17 protein-coding genes are annotated in these 22364 nt (G+C 69.8%); 2 read left to right on the top strand and 15 right to left on the bottom strand.

Translation table 11 applies throughout. The features are described 5' to 3' along the window. Window positions 1–199: 199 nt before the first annotated feature. From ACFHWT_RS00515 to ACFHWT_RS00460, 12 genes are all read right to left on the bottom strand, one after another. A complete protein-coding gene (locus tag ACFHWT_RS00515; RefSeq protein WP_416592617.1) occupies window positions 200–3454 on the bottom strand; it encodes a ThuA domain-containing protein in 3255 nt (1084 codons plus the stop codon). Between the two features lie 296 nt (window positions 3455–3750). Further along, window positions 3751–4938, bottom strand: a complete 1188-nt coding sequence (locus ACFHWT_RS00510) for a Gfo/Idh/MocA family protein (RefSeq protein WP_416592879.1) — start codon at window positions 4936–4938, stop codon at window positions 3751–3753. Window positions 4939–4991: 53 nt separating this feature from the next. Further along, window positions 4992–6080 carry a substrate-binding domain-containing protein gene (locus ACFHWT_RS00505; protein WP_416592616.1) on the bottom strand — a complete coding sequence of 363 codons (1089 nt, stop codon included), beginning with the start codon at window positions 6078–6080 and terminating at the stop codon, window positions 4992–4994. 106 nt (window positions 6081–6186) lie between these two features. Next, on the bottom strand, window positions 6187–7266 hold the full coding sequence (locus ACFHWT_RS00500) for an ABC transporter permease (protein ID WP_416592615.1): 1080 nt from the start codon (window positions 7264–7266) through the stop codon (window positions 6187–6189). 55 nt (window positions 7267–7321) lie between these two features. After that, window positions 7322–8830 carry a sugar ABC transporter ATP-binding protein gene (locus tag ACFHWT_RS00495; RefSeq protein WP_416592878.1) on the bottom strand — a complete coding sequence of 503 codons (1509 nt, stop codon included), beginning with the start codon at window positions 8828–8830 and terminating at the stop codon, window positions 7322–7324. A gap of 74 nt (window positions 8831–8904) precedes the next feature. After that, window positions 8905–10083, bottom strand: coding sequence for an ROK family protein (locus tag ACFHWT_RS00490; protein ID WP_123602931.1), 1179 nt, complete (start codon window positions 10081–10083; stop codon window positions 8905–8907). Window positions 10084–10427: 344 nt separating this feature from the next. Next, complete coding sequence (locus tag ACFHWT_RS00485; protein ID WP_416592614.1) at window positions 10428–11543, bottom strand: sugar phosphate isomerase/epimerase family protein; 1116 nt, start codon at window positions 11541–11543, stop codon at window positions 10428–10430. Between the two features lie 414 nt (window positions 11544–11957). Next, window positions 11958–12770, bottom strand: a complete 813-nt coding sequence (locus tag ACFHWT_RS00480; protein ID WP_416592613.1) for an ABC transporter permease — start codon at window positions 12768–12770, stop codon at window positions 11958–11960. Window positions 12771–12800: 30 nt separating this feature from the next. Beyond that, window positions 12801–13625, bottom strand: coding sequence for an ABC transporter permease (locus ACFHWT_RS00475; protein WP_416592612.1), 825 nt, complete (start codon window positions 13623–13625; stop codon window positions 12801–12803). A gap of 113 nt (window positions 13626–13738) precedes the next feature. Continuing rightward, on the bottom strand, window positions 13739–14611 hold the full coding sequence (locus ACFHWT_RS00470) for an Acg family FMN-binding oxidoreductase (RefSeq protein WP_416592611.1): 873 nt from the start codon (window positions 14609–14611) through the stop codon (window positions 13739–13741). A 41-nt stretch (window positions 14612–14652) separates the two neighbouring features. Further along, window positions 14653–15348, bottom strand: a complete 696-nt coding sequence (locus ACFHWT_RS00465) for a GNAT family N-acetyltransferase (RefSeq protein WP_416592610.1) — start codon at window positions 15346–15348, stop codon at window positions 14653–14655. Window positions 15349–15360: 12 nt separating this feature from the next. Continuing rightward, the gene (locus tag ACFHWT_RS00460) at window positions 15361–16299 is read right to left on the bottom strand and encodes an ABC transporter ATP-binding protein (RefSeq protein WP_416592609.1); all 939 of its coding nucleotides are present in this window, start codon (window positions 16297–16299) and stop codon (window positions 15361–15363) included. 268 nt (window positions 16300–16567) lie between these two features. On the opposite strand from ACFHWT_RS00460, the gene ACFHWT_RS00455 reads away from it, so the two are divergent. Beyond that, window positions 16568–17758, top strand: a complete 1191-nt coding sequence (locus ACFHWT_RS00455; protein WP_416592608.1) for an ROK family transcriptional regulator — start codon at window positions 16568–16570, stop codon at window positions 17756–17758. A gap of 56 nt (window positions 17759–17814) precedes the next feature. On the opposite strand, the gene ACFHWT_RS00450 is transcribed toward ACFHWT_RS00455, so the two are convergent. Together ACFHWT_RS00450 and dnaG are read right to left on the bottom strand one after the other, a co-directional pair. Continuing rightward, window positions 17815–18339 carry a hypothetical protein gene (locus ACFHWT_RS00450; protein WP_416592607.1) on the bottom strand — a complete coding sequence of 175 codons (525 nt, stop codon included), beginning with the start codon at window positions 18337–18339 and terminating at the stop codon, window positions 17815–17817. Window positions 18340–18341: 2 nt separating this feature from the next. Further along, window positions 18342–20243, bottom strand: coding sequence for a DNA primase (dnaG, locus tag ACFHWT_RS00445; protein WP_416592606.1), 1902 nt, complete (start codon window positions 20241–20243; stop codon window positions 18342–18344). Between the two features lie 286 nt (window positions 20244–20529). Here dnaG and ACFHWT_RS00440 point away from each other — a divergent pair, with 286 nt between their 5' ends. After that, a complete protein-coding gene (locus ACFHWT_RS00440; RefSeq protein WP_123602938.1) occupies window positions 20530–20826 on the top strand; it encodes a hypothetical protein in 297 nt (98 codons plus the stop codon). A gap of 24 nt (window positions 20827–20850) precedes the next feature. Here ACFHWT_RS00440 and ACFHWT_RS00435 read toward each other — a convergent pair whose 3' ends face one another. After that, the gene (locus ACFHWT_RS00435) at window positions 20851–22146 is read right to left on the bottom strand and encodes a deoxyguanosinetriphosphate triphosphohydrolase (RefSeq protein ID WP_416592605.1); all 1296 of its coding nucleotides are present in this window, start codon (window positions 22144–22146) and stop codon (window positions 20851–20853) included. Window positions 22147–22364: the final 218 nt, after the last annotated feature.

Here is a 22364-nt window from a genome sequence, read left to right as displayed (position 1 = left end):
GACGGACGGGGCTGTGGCAGGCAGGGACGTTCGGCGTTCGGCCCTGCCTCCCCCGCTTCGGTTGTCCCCGGCCGGGTTGCCCCAGCCGCGGTCCTGCTGGTCGGTCCCCGGCCGGGGACGGGTGGTGCGCCCGTCCCCGGCGGTTACCGGGTCGTCGCCCGTGGGCCGGTGGCCGGCCGGCCACCGGCCCACGGACCGGTCAGCTCGCCGGGTTGAACTGCACCCAGTTGAGGTAGACCAGGTTGCTGTCGGGACCACCGTCCACCGTCCGGAACACCAGGTAGAGCTGGTGCGTCCCGGCCGGGTGGTCGATTGCGACGTCGTGACTGGTCCAGTCACGCGAGCCGGAGGTGGCGTTCAGCGTGGTGCTGGCCACCAACGGTCCGTCCGGCGCGTCGACCCGCACCTCGACGACCGCCCGTGGGTCGCCCACGGTCGACGAGGAGCCTCGGCTGTGCCGCAGGGTCAGCGACTCGATCCCGTCAAGGTTGATCGGATCGAAGGCGATGTAGTCGTCGCCGTCGATGCTGGACACGTGCAGGCCGCCGCCGGTGTCGGTGGTGTTGGAGGTCGCGACGCCCTGCTTGATCTGGGCGTACTCGGCCTGCTGCTGGTAGACCTGGATGGTGGCCTGGCCGACCGTGGTCAGCGCCGGCTGGCCGCCGCCGCCCAGGTCGGTGTAGCGGGCGCTGATGCCGCCGAACAGGTAGCTACCAGCGTGGTCGGCACCGTCGGCCGGGGTCGGCAGGGTACCGGTGCAGCCGGTGGTGCTGGTCTGCGGGTGACCGTGCTCGTCGTGGCCGAGCACGAAGGTGACCTCCACCCGGTCACAGTCGATGGTGCCGTCCTCGGGGTCGGTGACGGTCACCGCGTACGGCACCGTGTCGCCCCAGTTGAAGAAGGAACCGGACACGGGTGCGGTGACCTCCACCGTCGGAGCGGTGTTGCCGACCGTGATGGTGCGGCTGAGCGTCGCCTGCTTGCCCGTCGAGTCGCTCACCGTCAGCTGGGCGTAGTAGACGCCGTTGCTGGTGTAGGTGTACGACGGGTTGGCCTCGGTGGAGTCGGTGGTGCCGTCCCCGTCGAAGTCCCAGGCGATGCTGATCGTCTCGCCCACCTCGGGGCTGAACGAACCCTCGCTGGAGAACTGCACGGTCAGCGGAGCCTGCCCGGACGTCGGGCTGGCGTCGAGCTCGGCGACCGGACCGCGGGTGCCCTTGACGTACCGGATCTGGTACAGCGAGGCATCCGGGTTGGCCCGGAAGAAGCCGTCACCGTAGTCCAGCACGTACAGGGTGCCGTCCGGGCCAATCTCCATGTCCATCGGGTTGTCGAAGGTGAAGCCGGGTAGGAACGCCTCGACACCGAAGAACTTGCCGCTGCCGTTGGTCCGCATGTTGAACATCCGGTCCCGGCTGAACTCACCGAAGAACACCGTGTCGTGGTAGTACGCCGGCAGCTTGTACTCCGACTCCAGCGATTCGTCGTACTTGTAGATCGGGCCACCCATCGGACCGACACCGCCGGTGCCGATCACCGGCCACTGGAAGTCGCAGCTGCCGACCGGGTCGACCAGGTAGCTGTCCCGGCAGGTGGTGGTGGCGTTGAACGTGTACCAGAACTGCGGCTGCTCCACCGGCGGCAACAGGCTGCGACCGGTGTTGCGCGGCGAGTCGTTGATCGGCGCGGCGCAGTTGAACGGCTCGCCCGAGGTCCCCGTCTCGAAGTCGTAGTCGATGTACGGCAGAGTCGGCGAGTAGCAGTACGGCCAGCCGTAGTTACCTGCGGTCTTGGTCGCGAACCACCGGCCGGTGCCCTCCGGGCCCCGCTGCGGGTCCGGGTTGCGCGAGTCCGGCGAGTAGTCACCGATGTAGACAAAGCCACGGTCGTCGACGTCGAACCGGAAGGGGTTGCGCAGGCCCATCAGGAAGATCTCCGGACGGGTCTTGTCATCGACGTCCTGCGACTCCCGGAACAGGTTGCCGGCCGGGATGCTGTAGCTACCGTCGTCCTTGACGCGGATCCGCAGCACCTTGCCCCGCAGATCGTTGGTGTTGGCCGAGGAGCGCGCGGCATCGTAGGCCGGACCCCGGGTTGCCGACCGGTTGATCGGGGTGTAGCCGTCCGAGCCACTGGCGTTGGTGTCGTCGCCGGTGACGAGGTAGAGCAGGCCCCGGCCGTCGAACTTGACCTCGCCGGCCACGTGGCAGCAGGCGCCCCGGTCGGTGTCGACCTTGAGGATTTCCTGCTCGGTCGACATGTCCAGGTGCGGGGTCGGCTCCTCGACGAACTTGACCCGGGAGAGCAGGTTGTAGCCCTTGAACGGCTCCCAGACGCTCGGGTCGTCGCTGTTGGCCGGTGCGTCGCCCTCGTTGACGCCCGGGGTGGCCGGGTCGTCCACCGGAGTGTCCAGCGGCGGCGCGTAGTAGAGATAAACCCACTTGTTCTCGGCGAAGTTGGGGTCGAGGGTCACCGACTGCAGGCCGTCTTCGTCGTGCTGGTAGACGTCCAGGTTGTTGATGACCGGGCTGGCCCCGGTCGCCGGGTCGTACAGACGGATCTCACCGGCGCGGGTGTTGTGCAGCACCCGGCCGTCGGGCAGCACCGCGAGGGTCATCGGCTCACCGGGCTGGTCGTTGAGAACGACGCGCTCGTAGTTGGACTCGACGGTCGCGCCGCAGTCGCCCTCGGCGATGCCCGCAGCCCATTCGATGCCACCGAGCAGGTGCTTGCGGACCGCCCCGATGGTAAAGGTGTCCGCCGAGGCGCCGAGACCCGTGTACCAGGACCGGCCGCCCTGGTAGTCCTGGCACCAGGAGATCGGGTGGTCGGCGCCCATGCTGCTGCCGTCCAGCGACGTCGGGTCGACGCTGGCCAGCACGTGCTGCACACCCCGGACGTTGCCGGTGTAGTTGAGGTACTCGTCCTCGATGATTACTTCGCGGGGCATCGTCGCCGTGGACGGGTGGTAGCGGTCAGCGACGTCGATGACGCCAGCACCGTTGGCGGTGGTGCCGGTCGAGGTGGTACCGACCAGACCACGGTAGAAGGCCCAGTCCGGCTCGGCGTCCACCGCGAGGTGCACGCCGAGGTACCCGCCACCGGCCTTGATGTAGTCCTCGAACGCTTCCTGCTGCGCGTCGTCGAGCACGTCACCGGTGTTGTTGATGAACACCACTGCCGCGTAGTTGGCGAGGTTCGCACTGGTGAAGCTCGTCCCGTTGCGGGACACGTCGATAGTGAAGCCGTTGTTCTTGCCGAGCGTACGGATGGCGTTGACACCCTTGGCGGTCGACGGCTGGGCCGCCTCCTCGCTGTGGGTGTAGACCAGCACCTGGTAGTCGTCGTGGTGCTCGTGGCCGTCGTGGGCGACCGCTGGCGCGGTGGTGATCATGGGTGCGGCGAGTGCCGCACCCGCGGCGACGGCAAGCCATCGCCGGGCGGATCTACTCATCAGTCGTTCCTCCGGGGGTTCGGGAGGCTCATGCCTCACCGTGGGCACTGATTCCGTTGTGGACGGACAGTTACGGTTGGTGCCTCACCCCTGGCGCGGTGCCACGTCCGCCAGAGCCTCTTCTGGTACGCCCTGCTGGCCGTCCGGCGTGACCGGGGAATCCCGATCCGGTCACGCCGGACGAGCCGTCCTCGTACCCGCGGATCACCCGGCGCGGGGCGCAACCGCGCCGGGCGACCCTCGCCCACGGGACGAGGAGTCTCGGTTTCCAGACCTCTCGACGAAGGTCGAGCCGATCAGGCCGGCGCCGTGGTCTTCGCCGAGTCCACGGTGACCCATTCGCCGAGCCCGGCCGACTCCTCCACTGCGGCCAGCGCCTGCTGGACCTGGAGTGCGTCGTCAAAGGACGGTGTCGGATCGTCTCCGGCCGCCAGCGCCGCGACCAAGTCACGGGCCTGGTGGGTGAAGGAGTGCTCGTACCCGATGCCGTGGCCGGGCGGCCACCAGGCGGACAGGTACGGGTGCTCCGGTTCGGTCACGATGATGCGGGTGAAGCCCTGCTCGGCCACAGGCCGGGTGGCGTCGAAGAACTCCAGTTCGTTCATCCGCTCGAAGTCGAACGCGACCGACCCGAGCGAGCCGTTGATCTCGATCCGCAACCCGTTCTTGCGTCCGGTGGCGAAGCGGGTCGCCTCGTAGCTGGCCACCGCCCCACCGTCGAGCCGGGCCATGAACAGCGCGGCGTCGTCGACGGTGACCTCGCCGGTGTCCGGCTCGGCACCGTCGGCGGACCCGCTGCCGGCCGCAGCGGTCAGCCCGCTGGAGCCGGCCGGCAGCGGACGCCGCTTGATGAACGTCTCGGTCAACCCGCTCACCCGGGCGATCCGTTGTCCGGTGACGAACTGGGTGGCGTCGATGATGTGCGCACCGATGTCACCCAGTGCCCCGGAACCCGCCTTGTCCTTGCGCAACCGCCAGACCAGCGGAAAGTCCGGATCGAGGATCCAGTCCTGCAGGTACACCGCCCGCACGTGCCGGATCGTTCCGATCCGGCCGTCGGCGACGAGTTGACGCATCAACGTCACCGCCGGCACCCGCCGGTAGTTGAATCCGCACATCGACCGGACGCCACTGGCCCGGGCGGCCCGGGCCGCGTCGGCCATCTGCCGTGCCTCGGACACCGTGTTGGCCAGTGGCTTCTCACACAGCACGTGCTTGCCGGCGGCGAGTGCCGCGATGGCGATCTCGGCGTGGCTGTCACCCGGCGTACAGATGTCGACCACGTCGATGTCGTCCCGGGCGATCAGCGCTCGCCAGTCGGTGGTGTACGACTCCCAGCCGAGTTGGTCGGCGGCCTCGGCCACCTTGGACTCGTCCCGGCCGCACACCGCGGTCATCCGGACCCGCGCCGGCAGATCGTAGACCCGGTTCACGGTACGCCAGGCCTGCGAGTGCGCGGCGCCCATGAACGCGTAGCCGACCATGCCGACCCGCAGTTCGTTGTGTTCAGCGGACAAGGTAAGCCTCCCCGTAAAGGTCAGAACCCGAGCGGCAGGTACTCGCTCGCGTTCTCCTTGGTGATGGTCTCCGAGGCCAGGATGATCTCCTTGGGCACCTGCAGCTCGACCAGGTCGGACATGCCCCGGCCCTGGGCGATCAGGCGGGCGAGCGAGATCGCCGAGGAGGCCATCGACGGGCTGTAGGTGACGGTCGCCTTCAGCACGCTGTCGTCGGCCTGGATCGCCTCCATCGCCGCCCGCGAACCGGCACCGCCGACCATGATGAACTCCGACCGGTTGGCCTGGCTGATCGCGGCCAGTACCCCGATGCCCTGGTCGTCGTCGTGGTTCCAGATGGCGTCGATCTCCGGCAGGGCCTGCAGCAGGTTGGCCGCCTCGCGCTGGCCGGAGTCGGCGGTGAACTCGGCCGCCCGCCGGTTGGCGATGGTGAAGCCGTGCACCTCAAGGGCGTCCTTGAAACCGGCGGACCGCTCCTGGGTCAGCTCCAACGCGTCGATCCCGGCGATCTCGGCGATCACCGGGTTGGCGATGCCCTTCTCCTGCATCTGGGCGGCGATGAAGTTGCCCGCCGACACGCCCATGCCGTAGTTGTCGCCCTTGATCTGGGTACGGTAGGCGAGCGCCTGGGTGAACGCCCGGTCCAGGTTGACCACCGGGATGCCGGCCTCCATGGCCTGCAGGCCGCTGGCGGTCAGCTCGGCTCCGTCGTGCGGCAGCATCACGATGACGTCCGGGCTCTGCGAGATCAGGGTGTCCAGCGCGGCCCGCTGAGCGGCGGCGTCGGCGCCCGCCTCGACGGTGAGGAACTCCACGTCCGAGTACGCCTCGGCCTGGGCCCGGGCGTTGTTGGTGATCGCCGCGAGCCAGCCGTGGTCGGCCGCCGGGGCGGAGAAGCCGATGGTGACCGTCTCACCGGGCTCGGAGTTGGGGTTGCCCTGGTTGGCGGCCTGCGTCTGGGTGTTGGTCGGGGCGGCCTCGTTGCTGGTGCACGCGCTCAGCAGTACACCGGCACCGACGGCGGCACCACCGGCGAGCAGCCGACGGCGGGACATGTCACCGGCGGCGCCGCGCGCGCCGAACAGTGTCCGACGGGAGAAAGCGGTCATGACGACCTCCTGGATCGCAATGGCGAGGGGTTATCGGGGTGTGCGGGGCCTGGCGACCGTCGGAGCGACGGCCACCGGGCGGTGGACGGGTGTGTCAGGTGGAGCCTCAGGTGGTTCTTCGGGTGAAGAGCTGACTGAGGGAGTTGAACCGGAACTGCTGGATGAGAACGGCCACCACGATGATCCCGCCCTTGATCATGTTCTGGGATTCGGTGGAGAGTCCGTTGATGGCGAACAGGTTGGTGATGGTGGAGAAGACCAGCACCCCGAACAGGGCGCCGATGATGGTGCCGCGACCGCCGGTGAGCAGCGTGCCGCCGATGATCGCCGCGGCGATCGCGTCGAGCTCGTACAGGTTGGCCATAGCGGCCTGGGCCGAGTTGGCCTGCGCGGTCAGCATGATCGCGCCGATGCCGCAGCACAGCCCGGACAGTCCGTAGATGAGCAGCGTGTGCCACCGGACGTTGATCCCGGCGAGTCGGGCCGCTTCGGCGTTGCCGCCGATGGCGACGGTGCGTCGGCCGAAGGTGGTGCGGTTGAGCAGCACCCAGCCGGCGGCGACCACCGCGGCGAGGATGACGACCAGCAACGGGATTCCGAGGATCCGCTGGGTGGCCATCCCGTTGATCACCGACGAAGTGGAGACCTGGGTCTGTTTGCCGGAGATGAGCGCGGCCAGCCCCCGCGCGGCCACCATCATCGCCAGGGTGGCGATGAACGGCACCAGCCGGCCGTACGAGATCAGCACTCCGTTGACCAGCCCGACGCACATCCCGACCACGACGGCGGTGAAGATCATGCCGCCGGGGCCGAAACTCTGGGTCGCTACCGTGGTGGCCCATACCCCGGCCAGCGCCATGATCGCACCGACCGACAGGTCGATGCCGCCGGCGATGATCACAAATGTCATGCCGACGGTGACCACGCCGATCGCGGAGGCCTGCTGCAAAATGGTGAAGACGTTGTTGCGGACCCAGGTGGGGTCGCTGTATAGGTCGGGCCGGGTGGCGGCACCGATGATGACCAGAATGACAAGGACGCCGACCAGCCACAGGTTGCGTCGGGCGTACTCGCTGGCGTCGGAACGCCACCAGCTCTGCCGGGGTGGTTCGTCCGCGCCGTGCGCCGGCGGCGCTGCCGGCTTCTCCTTACCGGGTACGGTCGCCGTGGCCTCTTCCGCGGTCACAGTCCTACTCCTTCGTTTACCGGCTGGCCGCTGGCCAACCGGTCGGGTCGCCCGGTCACGCCGTGGCGCTTTCCTTCGCCGACCCCGACATGACGAGGTCGAGCACGGTCTCCTCATCGATCTCACCGGCCGGGGCCTGGTGGACGACGCGTCCTTCCCGCATCACCAGCACCCGGTCGGCAAGCCCCAGCACCTCGGGCACCTCGCTGGAGACCAGCAGGACGCCCACGCCCTGCGCGGCTAGGTCGTGGATCACCTGGTACAGCTCGGCCCGGGCGCCGACGTCGACACCCCGGGTCGGCTCGTCGAGCAGCAGCAGCCGGGTGTCACCGAGCAGCCACCGGCCGACCACCACTTTCTGCTGGTTGCCGCCGGAGAGCTGGCGCACCGGACGGTGCACGCCCCGGGGACGCAGCTCCAGCGAGCCGGCCACCCGTTCGGCGGCGCTGACCTCCCGGCCGGCGTCGGTGAACCCGGCCCGGGCGAGGCGACCGAAGGTGGCCAGCGTGATGTTCCGGAAGATCGGTTCGCCCAGCAGCAGCGCCTGGCTCTTGCGCTCCTCCGGCGCCATGCCCATGCCGGCCCGCACCGCGGCGCCGACGCTGCCGGCCCGTACCGGTCTGCCGGCCATCGTGACCCGGCCGGTGTCGGCGGTCCGGGCTCCGAAGATCGTCTCCAGCAGTTCCGAACGACCGGCACCGACCAGGCCGGCGATGCCGACGATCTCCCCCCGCGCGACAGTCAGTGAGACGTCGCTGAACTCCCCCGCGCGGCTGAGTCGGGACACCTCCAGCAGCTGGTCCCCGTGCGGGTTGGGCTCCCGCTGCGGGAACACGTACTCGATCGACCGGCCGGTCATCCGGCTGACCAGCTCCTTGGTCGGGGTGGTCTGCGCCGGCAGGTTCTGCGCAGTGGTCCGGCCGTCCTTGAGCACGGTGACCCGGTCACCGATCTCGCGGATCTCCTCCAACCGGTGCGAGATGTAGATGACCGCGATGCCCTGAGCGGTCAGTTCGCGGATGATCCGGAACAGGTTCTCGACCTCGTCGTGGGCGAGCACCGCGCTCGGCTCGTCCATGATGATCAGCTTGGCCTGGTGGGACAGTGCCCGGGCCATGCTGACCACCTGCTTGCCGGCCGCCGGAAGCGACCGGACCAGCCCGCGGGGTCGGATCTCGGCGTGGCCGAGTCGGCCCAGGATGTCGCGGGTGCGTCGAGCCATCGCCGACCGACGGACGAAGCCCGCGGTCCGCGGCTCGTGGCCGAGGAAGGCATTCTCCGCCACGGAGAGGTCGTCGACCAGGTCGAGTTCCTGGTAGATGGTGGCGATGCCGGCCCGCATCGCGGCCTGCGGATTGGCGAACCGGACCGGTCGGCCCTGCCATTCGACCCGCCCCGAGTCGGGGCGGTGCACGCCGGCCAGCACCTTGATCAGGGTCGACTTGCCGGCCCCGTTCTGGCCGAGCAGGCAGTGCACCTCCCCGGCACGTACCTCGAGCTGCACCCCGTCCAACGCGCGTACCCCGGGGAAGGTCTTCACGACGTCGGTCAGCCGCAGCACCACGTCGCCGCCGGCCGCCCCGGGCGGGGTGGCACCGGGCTCGTCGACCGGCGCGGCGCCGGTGGCCTCGGGGGCGCTCACGACGCCTGCTCGAAGGCGACGTCGCTGGCCAGCACGGAGGCGCCGGTCACGCCGGCCCGCGAACCCAGCTCGGACAGCACGACCGGCAGGTTGCCGGTGGCCAGCGGCAGCGACCGCCGGTAGACCACGCTGCGGATCTCGGCCAGCAGGATGTGCCCGAGGTGGGCCAGACCACCGCCGATCACAATCATCGACGGGTTGGCGAAGCTGACCAGACCGGCGAGGACACCGCCGAGCCGTCGGCCACCGTCGCGGATCAGCCGGATGCAGGTGACGTCACCTTCCATGGCGCACTCGGCGACGTCGCGCGCGGTGAGCTCGGCCCGCTGGGTGAGCCGCTCGGCCAGCGCCGGAGAGGTGCCGGCCCGGGCGGCGGCGGCCGCCTCCTTGGCCAGCGCCGCACCGCTGAACAGCGCCTCCAGACATCCGGCGTTGCCGCAGGAGCACATCGGACCGTGCGAGTCGACCTGGATGTGGCCGATGTCGCCGGCGCAGCCGTCGATCCCCCGGTATACCTGGCCCGCGAGGTAGATGCCGCAGCCGACGCCGGTGCCGAGCTTGACGAACAGGAAGTCGTCGACCGAGTGGGCGACGCCGCCGTGCCGTTCCCCGATGGCCATGATGTTCACGTCGTTGTCCACCACCGCCGGGCAGCCGTGCTCCCGGGCGAGCAGCTCACGGACCGGGAACCGGTCCCAGCCCGGCATGATCGGCGGGGAGACCGGCACTCCGTCGCGGTAGCTGACCGGACCGGGCACCCCGATACCGATACCGTCGAGGCGCTCGTGCACCCCTTCGACCCGGGCCTTGGCGAGCAGCTCGTTGATCCGGTGCAGGATGACCTTCGGCCCCTGCCGGATGTCGGCGGGCTCGGTGTACGCGGCCACCGGCTCCAGCCGGCCGTTGGTGATTTCCACGTCGACCGAGCTGGCGCCCAGGTCGATCGCGGCGAACCGCAGATCCGGGTTGAGCTCCACCAGGGTCGAGCGGCGACCGCCCCGTGAGGCGGCCATCCCTGCTTCGGTCACGAAGCCGGAGGCGACCAGCCGCTCCAACTCGGACAGCAGGCGAGGGCGGGGAATCTCCAGCTGGTCGGCGAGCTCGGCCCGGGAGACCGGTCCGTTGTCCCGCAGCAGTCGCAGCAGCTGGAGGTGCAGAGGATCCGCCGTACGCATGGGGTCCACCTCCGACAGTGAGTTAACACCGAGGCGACCTCGGCGTGTCGTGACCGAAACACTAAGAGTCTTCTCAGTCTCGTGTCCAGAGTTTCGGTCTGCTGAAGCAAAACTTTTTCTGATCGTGACAGAAGTTGGTGAGGCATGCTCGAACAGGGGTTGACCTGGCCCGATGAATCTGGTTCAGAGCACGAGGGATCGACGGACCGCCCCTTCACGACGAGGGCGGAACCGGGCAGGCGGAACCGGGGTGCCGACCGCCGCCGTGGCGGCGGTCGGCACCCCGGACGGGCTCGCGCGGTTGGATCAGTGGCCGCCGCGCCGGGTGGCCGGCGACCGGTGGATCACTCGCTCTGGCTGTAGACGGTCAGCTCCGACATGTGCTGGTAGCTGCGCTCGGCGAACTCCAGCGACTGGCCGGGGTTCGCCGAACCACCGGGAGCGGTGTCCTGCTCCCAGTTGGCGTGGTGGAAGTCGTAGTGCCCGATGGTCTGGAAGAACTGCTGGAAGTTGATGTCGCCGTCGCCCATCGGCGTCATCTCGTAGCCGTTGCTCAGCTCGGGGTTCTTGTTGCCGTCCTTGGCGTGGAACAGCGGGAACCGCCGGGGCCGACGGGCCACGGTCAGCAGCGGGTCGAACACCCGGGTCCGCTCCCGGCCGGCCGAGTTGACGAAGGTGTGGTGCTTGTGCCGGGCGACGTAGCCCCAGTAGATGTCCATCTCGAAGTAGACGTACTTCGCGTCGGTCTTGGCCATGAAGTACTCGAGCTTGCGGACACCGGACGACCGGGTCGGCCGTCCCTGCTCGTCCAGCGGACCGGAGTCGAGCAGGAAATTGTACGCCGCGTCGTGGTTGTGGGTGTAGAGCCGCATCTTGCGCTCTTTGGCCTGCCGGCCGAGCTCGTTCCACAGGTCCGCGGCCTCGTCCCAGTCCGACTGGTAGTCGCTGCGGGTCGGGTCGCTGCCGGTGCCGATGTTCTTCATGCCGAGTTCCTCGGCGATGTCGAGCTCCTGCTGGAACGTCTCCGCATTGATCCTGGCGTGGGTGCCGTTGGCGACCAGGCCGTTGTCGTCCAGGATCTTGCGGATCTCGGTCGGCGTGATTTGCCGTCCGAGGATCTCCTCGCTCTGGGTGTAACCAGCGAACTCGATCTCCTTGTAACCGAGTTCCGCCAGGCGGGCCAGGACCCGCTCGAAGCCGTACGGCACGCCGCTGTCGTCCGGGGCGGCCCGGATGCGGTCCCGGACCGAGTAGAGGATGATGCCCCGGTTCTGCTCGGGGATCAGCGGGTCCACGGACCAGCCGCCGCCGGCCCGGGCCGGACGGCTGGTCTGCAGCACCGGCAGCCCGGCCGCACCGAGCACGGCAGCGGCACCGGCCGATGCGGCGAGGATGTTGCGGCGGGTGAGCGCCGGATTGGGTGGCGAGAGTTGCCCGTTGCGGCGTAGCACCTCGTCCATTCTGTCCACCTTTCTGCAGCGGCTCGCAGAGCCGCCGATGACGAGTGAGGAGGGTCGGGGTGTACGGAGTCGCACGCCGCCGAAACGCACGACCCCGGGGCGGGGGTTCGGATGAGTGGGGTTCGGGTCGGTGCCGCGGTGGCGGCACCGACCCGAACCGCGGCTGCCTCCGCCACGCCCCTGGCGGGAGACAGCTCGGGCCCTGGTGGCCCTGATCGCGACCGGCGTTTACGACGCTGTGTCGCTGGTGTTACGTCTGGGGCAGACATTAACCCCAGAGACCAGGGGAAAGAAAGACCCCGACGAACCAAACTTTCAGGTGAACAACCGATGGCTTTGTCTTCTACCAGCCAGAAGTCTCCACCGCAAGCCGCCATACATCGATGACTGTCGCAGAAGGGTGCTCGTACGACGTCAGTTGCAGAGCAGCCGGCCGACCCGACGCCCGGCGACGGTCAGCCCGAGCGCCGTCACTCCGACCAGATAGCCGACGTCGACCAACTGCATCCACCCGACGGTGTCCACAGCTATCGCCCGGATCAGATGGACCGACCGGTACAGCGGGGTCAACTCGACCAGCCAGCGCAGCACCGACGGGTACGCCTGCGCCGGCACGAACGTCCCGGAGAACAGGAAGACCGCGAACTGGGCCGAGCCCATCAGGTCGAAGTCCTGCCAGCTACGCATGTAAGTGGACAGCGCCATGCCGAGCCCGCCGAAGGCGAACCCGACCAGGACCGCAGCCGGGAACGCCAGCAGTGCCCGGGGGACCGTCGTCAGCCCCATCACGACCATCACCAGCAGGAAGGTCGCCGAGTAGATACTGCCCCGCGCCATCGCCCAACCGAGCTCACCGAAGGCCAACTCGGTCGGGCGGACCGGGGTGGCCAGGATCCCGTCGTAGAGCTTGACGAACTTCATCTTGGCGAAGAAGTTGAACGTCGTCTCCGACAACGCACCGGTCATCGCCGAGGCGGCGAGCATCGCCGGCGCGACGAACGCGGCGTACCCGATGACGACCCCGCTGTCCGGCAGGGTGATGTCCCCGATCAGCCGGCCCACGCCGACACCGATCGAGAACAGGTAGAGCAACGGCTCGACCACCCCGGAGATCATCACCACCCAGTACGCGGACTTCAGGGCGGCCGCGTTGCGCTCCATCACCGACCCGGCCCGCCGCACGGCCGCGCCGACCCCGAGCACCTGCGGCAGGACGAGGGTCACCACCGTTGCCTCCTGTAGTGGATCAGACGCTCTCTAGTGGATCAGACGCTTGCGGAACCGGGTGACGGCCAGCCACCACCCGGCCGCCACCCAGAGTCCCAGGTAGCCGAGATGCCCGGTAGCGGACCAGGCCGGGATGCCCAGCGAGGCCGCCCGGCACAGGTCGACCCCGTGCCAGAGCGGCGACAGGTACGCCAGCCAGCGCACTGTCACCGGCAGCGACTCCACCGGAAAGAACACTCCGGCGAACAGGGTCATCGGGATGACCGCGAACCGGAACACGATGACCATGTAGCTGTCGCTGCGGATGGTGGCTGCGAAGGCGGCCACCGGCAGGGCGACGGCCGCTGCCAGCAGCACGGCGACCGGCAGGGTCAGCACCGCCCAACCCGAATGCAGCGCGCCGAAGGCGGCGGCCACCGCGAGGAAGGCGACGGCGCTGGCCAGCACCCGCAGCAGGACGAAGGCAAGCAGCCCGCCGACGATGTCGGCGATCCGCAACGGGGCGGCTATCTGTGAGTAGTAGGTCCGTTGCCAGGTGAACCCGCCCAGCACCGGCCAGGAGGACTCCCCGATGGCCACCTGCAACGCGGTGGAAGCGATCAGACCGGGGACGATCCAGTCGAGATAGCTGAACCCGCCGACCCCCTGGTCGACGTAGGCTCCCACCCCCACGCCGAAGCTGAGCACCGTCAACAGCGGCAGCAGGAACGACGAGAAGACCGACGACCGCCAGGTCCGCCGGTAGGCGGTCAGGTTGGCTTCCAGGACGCTCAACGCCGGCCGGAGGCCGCGCGGCCCGGTCAGCTGCGCGGTTGTCGTGGCCGTCGGCGTCGCGCCAGTGTCTGTCCCGGACATCCCGTCGCCCTCCCTCGCACCCGGTCCCCGGCCGACGTTGTACCGCCGGGTACGACACCCCGTGGAAACGACGCCCCGGGATGACGGTCCGGGATTCGCCGGCCCGGCGTACTCTACGGCGACGGCGGGACGTCCTCATCGGGATTTCCGTCTCCTGGGTCCGCCGCCCGGGCTACGGTGCAGAGCACCTCGGCCAGCGGGCGTCGCGGCGTGGCCTGGGCCGGCTGGCCGTAGCCGACCCGGACGACCATCTGTGCCACGGTCCCCCGCCGCTGGTTGGCCAGCAGTTGCCGAATCCCGGGTATCTCCAGCGGCTGACTGATCGGGGTGGTCGCCAGGTTCTCGACGGTGGCCAGCAACAGCACCCGTTGCAGCGCCTGCCCGGCGGCCAGCCACTGCCGCTCGGTGTCGCCCGTGGTGGACAGCACGAGAATGGTGGGGTAGGGCTCGAAGCGTTCGGTGGACCTGGTCAGACGCGGAGCCACCAGGCCGAAGTCACGGATCGGCAGGGATTCCAGGGCGTCCCACGGACCGATCGCCGAGCGGGGAATCCCCTCCCGCCGCCCGTGCCCGGGCATTGTCCATCGGGCCAGTTCCGGGCGGTAGGCGCCGTCGGCCCGCTGCCGTTGTTCGGCGCTGCGGGCGAGGGTGAGAATCGCACCTCGGGCGACGGCACCGGCGACGGCGAACTCTGCTTCCTCTCGACGTGCGGCGACGACCAAATCCTCGATCACGTCGGCCGGAACGACCGCCGGAGCGAACGGCCAGCGGTTGGTGTGTCGCCGGGGGATGGCATCGGCCAGCGCCGCGAGCTGCGGGTGCGGTGCGGCGGTACGACCGGGGACGACCCGGGCAACCAGGTCCGGTTCGGCCGGATCGGGAAACGGATGGACCTCGGGCAGCCAGCCCTGCTGCCGCAGGGCCAGCCGCAGATTGAACCCTCGCCGGGCCCGGTCCGGCCACCGGGCCGGATCCGGAACCGCCACCCGCCCCGGGTGGCGACCCAACTGTCAGTGCGACCCCGCCGTCAGTGCGGGCGGTTGCCCTCGACCGCCGGCGGTATCCGGGCTACCGGCATCGTCCGGGTGCCGCTGGCCGCCGCAGCGTGCGCCGCCCAGTCGACCCGGCGCACCTCGTACTCGACCTCGCCATGCTCGACGCCCTCGATCGGATCGTCCCACTGCAGGTGGAAGCAGCGGGCCAGGCGCAACCCGGCCGCCTCCATCACCCGCCGCGAGGCGACGTTGACCGCCATCGTCTCGGCGAAGACCCGATCGACGGTCGGGTGGTCGAACGCCATCCGCAGCAGCGCCCGGGCACCCTCCGAGGCGTACCCCCGGCCCCAGGAGGCGCGCCGCAGCCGGTACCCGAGCTCCACCTCGGTGATCGCCAGCCGGCCGCCCCGGCCGTTGACCACCCCGCTGGCGGTACCGGCGCCGGCCGGACCGGTGACAGCCGGACCGGCAGCGGCCGGCTTCAGCGCGAACCAGCCGATGAAGGCACCGCTGGAGCGTTCGATGGCGGCCCACTTGCCGAAGCCCGGGAAGCGCAGATAATCACGCAGGATCGCGGGCAGGACCTCGCGGCGTACGGTTTCGGCCGGGGTCGGTCTGCCCCCGGTGAGGTACCGCATCACCTCGGGGTCACTGTCCAGCTCGACGAGCAGTGGCAGGTCGTCGATGGTGAAGCGGCGTAGTGACAGCCGGTCGGTCTGCGCGATCATGCCCGGCCGATTCTAGTCGATCAGGGTCCGGCCGGTGAGATGCAGGAAGACGTCCTCCAGACCGCTGCGCCGGATCAACGCGCTGGTCGGCGCCAGCCCACGGCGGTGCACCTCGTTGAGCGCCCCGTCGCCGTCGCCGGTATAGAGCAGGATCCGGTCCGGCAGCACCTCGGTGCGTTCGGCGACTCCGCCCAGTTTGCCGGCGAAGCTGTCCTGGTCGTCGGTCGGAAACCGGAGTTCGACCACCTCACGGGTGCAATAGCGGGTGATCAGGTCCCGCGGCGAGCCCTCGGCGACGATCCGACCGCCGTCCATCACCACGAGTCGGTCGCAGAGCTGCTCGGCCTCGTCCATGTAGTGCGTGGTCAGCACCAGCGTGACGCCCCGTTGCTTGAGCCGGAACAGCCGCTCCCACACCAGGTGCCGGGCCTGCGGGTCCAGCCCGGTGGTCGGCTCGTCGAGCAGCACGATGTCCGGCTCGTTGACCAGGGCACGGGCGATGGTGAGTCGGCGTTTCATGCCGCCTGACAGCGGCTCCACCTTGCTGCCCGCCCGATCGCGCAACTGTACGAAGTCGAGCAGCTCGTCGGCGCGTCGCCGGGCGACCGGTCGCGGGATCTGAAAGTAGCGAGCGTAGCTGACCAGGTTCTCCCGTACCGTCAGGTCCTGGTCGAGGTTGTCCAGCTGCGGGCAGACGCCGAGCCGGGCCCGGATCGCCGGGCCGTCCTGCTGCGGATCCATCCCGAGGATTCGCAAAATGCCGCCGCTGGGCGGGGAGACGCAGCCCACCATCCGCATGGTGGAGCTCTTGCCGGCGCCGTTCGGTCCCAGGAAGCCGAACGCCTCACCGGGCGCGACATCGACGTCGATGCCGGCGACCGCGGTGAACGCCCCGAACCGCTTGACCAGACCGCGTGCGTGGATAAGTGGTCCGCTACCCCGTTCAGTCACGGCCACGACGCTACCGCGCGGCCCCGACAGGGACGCCAGCGAGTTTCGCGAGCAAGGCGCCTTTCGTCAGATTGAGGACAAAGTATGGTACGAACGTCTTGAAGTTTAGACTTCAATGTACTAAGTTTGCCATCCTGACTCGCTACTCCCGGGTCGGCGGGCGAGTTCGTCACCTCGCCCGGTCCCTGCCCACGCCGGTTCGCTTCGCCCGCGTGTCCACCGGCACTCCACGTCGGACGACGCCACGTGCCGGACTTAGGTAAAGGACATGACCAACGTGCTGGGAGTGTGGCCGGAGAACACGCACCAGGCGCAGATCCTGCGCCTGCTCCGCGACGGCCCGTGCTCGCGCGCCGAGCTCGGCGACGCGGTCGGCCTCTCCAGGTCGAAGGTGGCCACGGAGCTCGACCGGATGATCGACCGGGGTCTGGTGGAGACCGCCGGTCCGGCCGCGTCCCGCGGCGGTCGTCCGTCGTCGATCGTGCGGATCCCCGCCGCCACCCGCTTCCTCAGCATCGACATCGGCGCGAGCACCTTGGACGTGGCGCTCACCGACGGCGAACTGCAGGTCGTGGCCAGGATGACCGAAGGCACCGAACTACGCCAGGGCCCGACGACGGTAATCGCGCAGGCGCTCGAACTGGTCACCAAACTCGCCGCCGACTCGGGAACCACCCGGTTCACCGGCGCCGGCGTCGGGGTGCCCGGTCCGGTCAGTTTCCACGAAGGCGTGCCGGTATCGCCACCGTTCATGCCGGGTTGGCACCGCTTCCCGGTCCGGGAGATGTTCAGCACCGAACTCGGCTGCCCGGTGCTGGTCGACAACGACGTCAACATCATGGCGCTCGGTGAGAAACACGCCGGCATCGCCCGTTCGTTCGACGACTTCCTGTTCGTCAAGATCGGTGCCGGGATCGGCGCCGGAATAGTGGTCGGTGGGGACGTCTACCGGGGGGCCAACGGTTGCGCCGGCGACATCGGCCACACCGCCGTCGACGAGAACGGGCCGCAGTGCCTCTGCGGCAACGTCGGCTGTCTGGAGGCGTACTTCGGCGGTGCGGCGCTGACCCGCGACGCGGTCGCCGCCGCCCGAGCCGGGCGTTCCGACCAGCTCGCCGAGCAACTCGCCCGGATCGGCACGCTCACCGCGCTGGACGTCACCCGGGCGGCCGCCGCCGGCGACCCGGTCGCGGTCGGCATGGTGCGCGACGGTGGACGACGCGTCGGCCAGGTGCTGGCCCGGCTGGTGAGCTTCTTCAACCCGGGAATGGTGGTGATCGGCGGCGGGCTCGCCGGGATGGGTCACGCGCTGCTGGCCGAGATCCGAGGCGTCGTCTACCGCAGCTCACTGCCGCTGGCCACCGGCGACATGCCGATCGTCCTGTCCGAGCTGGGCGACCAGGCCGGTCTGACCGGCGCCACCAGGATGATCAGCGACCACGTCTTCACCGCCAGCTGAGCCGACGTACCGGCCCGGACGCATCCGCTACCGGACCACTCCACCGCGACAGGTGGTCACGGCTGCTGCTCGACCGACGCCCTGGCCGCGGCCACCAATTCGGCGGTACGGTCGGACAGCCAGGCCGCGTCGGTGTCGATGCCGGCGTCGTAGCGCACCGTCCAGCTCAGGCCGTCGATGCCCGACACCCGCCGGCCCACCACCCGAGCCCCGCCACCGTCCAGCTGATGGTGCATGCTGTAGCCGACCGACCGGGTCACCCTGGTCCGGATCTGGTCCGGGACGTCTCCCGGGTCCGACAGGTCGAACGAGATCGCCGGTCCGTCGGCGACCACGGTGTAGCCGTCGTGCTCCGACACCGTCTCGGCCGGCGTGACGACCAGCGTCTCGCCCGACCAGACCGCCTTGTGCACCTGGTGCCAGCCGAGCCGGGTGTCCCGGCCCGGCAACCACAGGCCCCGGTTGGTGACGACCAGCGCGCCGGTCGCGGTCCCGCTCCAGGCCAGCAACCGCTCGTCACGGTCCAGCGGCGGCCGCTGGTCGGCCGGTAGCCGTGCGCCACGCCGGAAAAGACTCCACACCGTCACAACCCTCCCACGGCTTGTTCACGCAGCGCACGCGCATGCTGTTCCAGGGAGAACAGCTCTCCGGCCAGGGTCAGATACTCGTCCTGGTTGGTGACCGGATTGATCCGCTGCACCTTCGACTTCAGCTCCCGGATCCGGGTGGTGACCGCCCCCCACTGCAGACGGGCCAGGGTCACCGAGACGTAGTACGGGTCCGCGTCCCGGTCGACGTGCAGCGGTTCCACCGCCAGCTCGGCGACCAACGCCCGGGCCGCGAGGTCGGCGCAGTTGTCCCGGACCCGCTCGATCCACACCGCTCCGGTGGCGGCGGCCGCGGCCCCGCCGGCCTGCGCCATCGCGTCCCGTAGCACGGCGTGTACCGGATGCTGGTAGACCTCCGCGCCGAGATTGTCGAACATCGGACCGGCGAGCACCGGCACCTGGAGCCCGAGCTTCAATGCCTCCCGCTCGACCAGCGCCTGAGGCTCGTCCGGCTGGTTGCGGGGCTTCGGCGCCGCCGGCTCGGGCATCGCGGCCCGGCCGCCGGCGGTCCGCTGCGGCCCGGCCGCCGCCGCGAGCACCGCCCGCTGCACCGGTTCGACCTCCATGCCGAGGTCGCCAGCGAGCTTGCGCACGTACTCCGGGCGTTTGTCCCGGTCCTTGAGCTTCGCCACCAGCGGCGCGGCCCGCCGCATCGCCTCCACCCGGCCATCGACGGTGTCCAGGTCGAACCGGCTGAGTACCTGCCGCAGCGCGAAGTCGACCAGCGGTTCCCGGCGCGCGACCAGGTCGCGCACGGCGAGGTCGCCCTTTGCCAGCCGCAGATCGCACGGATCCATGTTGTCCGGGCTGACCGCGATGAAGGTACGCCCGACGAAACGCTGGTCCTCCTCGAACGCGCGCAGCGCCGCCTTCTGCCCGGCGGCGTCCCCGTCGAAGGTGAAGATGATCTCCCCGGCGACCGCCTCGGTGTCCATCAGCAGCCGGCGCAGTACGCCGATGTGGTCCGCCCCGAAGGCGGTGCCGCAGGTGGCGACGGCGGTCGGCACCCCGGCCAGGTGGCAGGCCATCACGTCGGTGTAGCCCTCGACGATCACTGCCCTGCCCTGCCGGGCGATCTCCCGCTTCGCCTGATCGATCCCGTACAGCACGTGGGACTTCTTGTAGATCGGGGTTTCCGGGGTGTTCAGGTACTTGGGTCCGTCGTCGTCGTCGAAGAGCTTGCGCGCGCCGAAGCCGATGACGTCGCCGCTGAGCTCCCGGATCGGCCACAGCAGGCGGCGCCGGAAGCGGTCGATCAACGAGCCGGACCGGGCCTGGCGGGCCAGCCCTGCGGTGATCAGCTCCTGGGCGGTGTAGCCCCGCTGGCGCAGGTGCCGGGTCAGCTCGTCCCACGCGTCCGGGGCGAAGCCGCACGCGTACCGCTCGGCGGTAGCCCGGTCGAATCCCCGGCGGGCGAGGAACTCGCGGGCCGGCCGGGCCGCCGGATCGGTCAGCCGGTCGACGTAGAACTCGACCGCGGCGGCGTGTGCCGCGGTCAGCCGTTGCCGTTGACCAGTCTGCTGGCGTACTGGCGCGGGACCGGCCTCGATGTAGCGCAGCTGGATCCCGGCGCGGGCGGCGAGCCGCTCCACCGACTCGACGAACGTGAGGTGCTCGGCCTCCATCAGGAAGGTGATCGCGTCCCCGCCCTTGCCACAACCGTGACAGAAGTACACGTTCCGGCTGGGTGCCACGGTGAACGACGGCGTCTTCTCGTCGTGGAAGGGGCAGAGCCCTTTGAGGTTGCCGCCACCGGCCGACTTCAGCGTGACGCTCTCCGAGATGATGTCGGCGATCGACGTACGCTCCCGCACCAGCGAGATGTCCTCGTCCCGGATCCGACCTGCCATGCTCTGCCGCCCTCCTTCGAGGTACATCCTGCCCTGCCGCCACCATCACCGACGGTGCGGGTGCCGGGAGCCTGGTCCCGGCACCCCACCGGCTGCGGCGGACCTCCCGAACCCCGCCCTGACCAGGCAGGCTTCTGTCAATACGCACTTTCCACGCCTCGCCGAAGAACAGACCTTGTCCTTCCCTGTAACCAGGGCAATACTGTCTGTGTCGTACCTAGTGAACCGTTCGCTGGCTTGTTTCTCTTTCTTCACGATTCACTGTGTCTTGTCTACATTGCCGGATCCCCAGCCCGAAGGAGGAGGCACCCCCATGCCCCAGCTGCTGCCCGAGACCAGCGCCACCGACCACCTGGACGTGATCGCCCTCGACGAAGCGCCCCGACTGTGTGCCCTCTACCGCAGCCGGGACGCCGAGCTGGCGCCGGAGGACGAACTCCCGCACATCGCCGGCTGGGTGCTGGCCTGGCCGGACGGTTCGGCCCTGACCCTGCTCACCGAGGGCGATCAGCCACGGATCATCTCCGGGTCGCTGTCGAACGTCGAGACCTGGTGGTCGGCGCTGCTCGCCGCAGACCTGGTCGCGGTCCGCCCGCCGGCCGAGGGCTGAGTGAGCCACCGGCCGTGAACCGGATCAGACGCGGGTCGGACCCGGCCGCCCCGCCGGCCGGGTCAGCCGCCGGTGCCAGGAGATCGCCGCCAGATCGGTGAGTGACGCAACCTGATCGATGATCACCCGGGCCCGGGCCCGGTCATCCGGCGCGTCCGACCACAATGGGAGAAAGACCGGGTCCAGACCGGCCGGGGCGTGCGCGGTCAACGCCTCGACGAGTTCGGCGAGGACCTCCCGCTGCCGCAGGTAGCCGGCGGCGGCACCGGGCCGACGCATCACGTAGCGCAGCGCCAGCCCTTTCAACAACGCGCACCGGGCGCGCACCACCCGGGGCACCACCAGATCGGCCGCGTACCGCCGCACCGGCAGCCCGCCGGAGCGCTCCCGGGTGGCCGACACCGCGGCGGCGACGAACGCCCCGGTGAGCATGCTGGTCGTGCCCTTCAGCGCCGCCTGGGCCGGGTGGCTGCCGTCGTAGCCGACCAGCAGCCGCAACTGCGGTCGGGCCAGCAACTCGGCCAGGATGCCGGCCAGGTCGTCAGCGGACTCGGTGGAGTACACCGCGGCGACGTCCGTTGCCAGCGCGGCCTGTTCGTCGGGATCCGCGATCAGCCGACCGAGGTCGATGTAGCCGCCATGGATACCGTCCTCCAGGTCGTGCACCGAGTACGCGACATCGTCGGCCCAGTCCATCACCTGTGCTTCCAGGCAGCGCCGCCGGCCGTCGGGCGCGCCGTCGCGCAGCCAGGCGAACACCGGCTGGTCGTCGGCGTACACCCCGAACTTGCGCTCGCCGGGCCCGCGTGGCCAGGGGTACTTGCAGGTCGCGTCGAGCGAGGCCCGGGTGAGGTTGAGCCCGACGGAGTCGCCGGACGGACCGATCACCTTGGCTTCCAGCCGGGTGAGCACCCGCAGCGTCTGCGCGTTGCCTTCGAAGCCGCCGTAGCCGGCGGCGACCTCGTCCAGCGCCCGCTCACCGTTGTGTCCGAAGGGCGGGTGTCCGAGGTCGTGAGCCAGGCCCGCGACATCCACCACGTCCGGGTCACAGCCGAGCCGGGCACCCATCTCGCGGGCGATCTGCGCGACCTCCAACGAATGGGTCAACCGGGTCCGGGGTACGCCGTCCGCGCCGCTCGGGTCCGCCAGATGCACCTGGGTCTTGGCCGCCAGCCGCCGGAACCCGGCCGAGTGCAGCACCCGGGCCCGGTCCCGCTCGTACGGGCTGCGCCCGTAGCCGGTGTCCTTGGCCGGCTCCGGCATCAAGCGGTGCGCGTCGGCGGCGTGACCAACCGCCGGGCCGTCCGGAGAGGCACTCACCTTCAGCAGCCTAACCGCCCTGGCAGGGCGGCGAACCGGCAGCCAGACCAGGCCGGCAGAGCGGTCAACCGCCGGGCTGCTGGCCCGGCAGGGCGGCGAACCGGACTCCTCGGACGGCGGGTGCCGTCACCCGATCGGGTCACGATTGCGGGATGGTTTCCGGTTGTGTCGTGATGTTGACGTGGGCCCTGCGGGACCGCACCGACCAGCCCACAATC

Source organism: Micromonospora sp. LOL_021 (genome assembly GCF_048060215.1).
Taxonomy (GTDB): Bacteria; Actinomycetota; Actinomycetes; order Mycobacteriales; family Micromonosporaceae; genus Micromonospora_E.
Note: the sequence above shows the minus strand (reverse complement) of the source record. Positions and strands in the feature narration are given on the sequence as shown.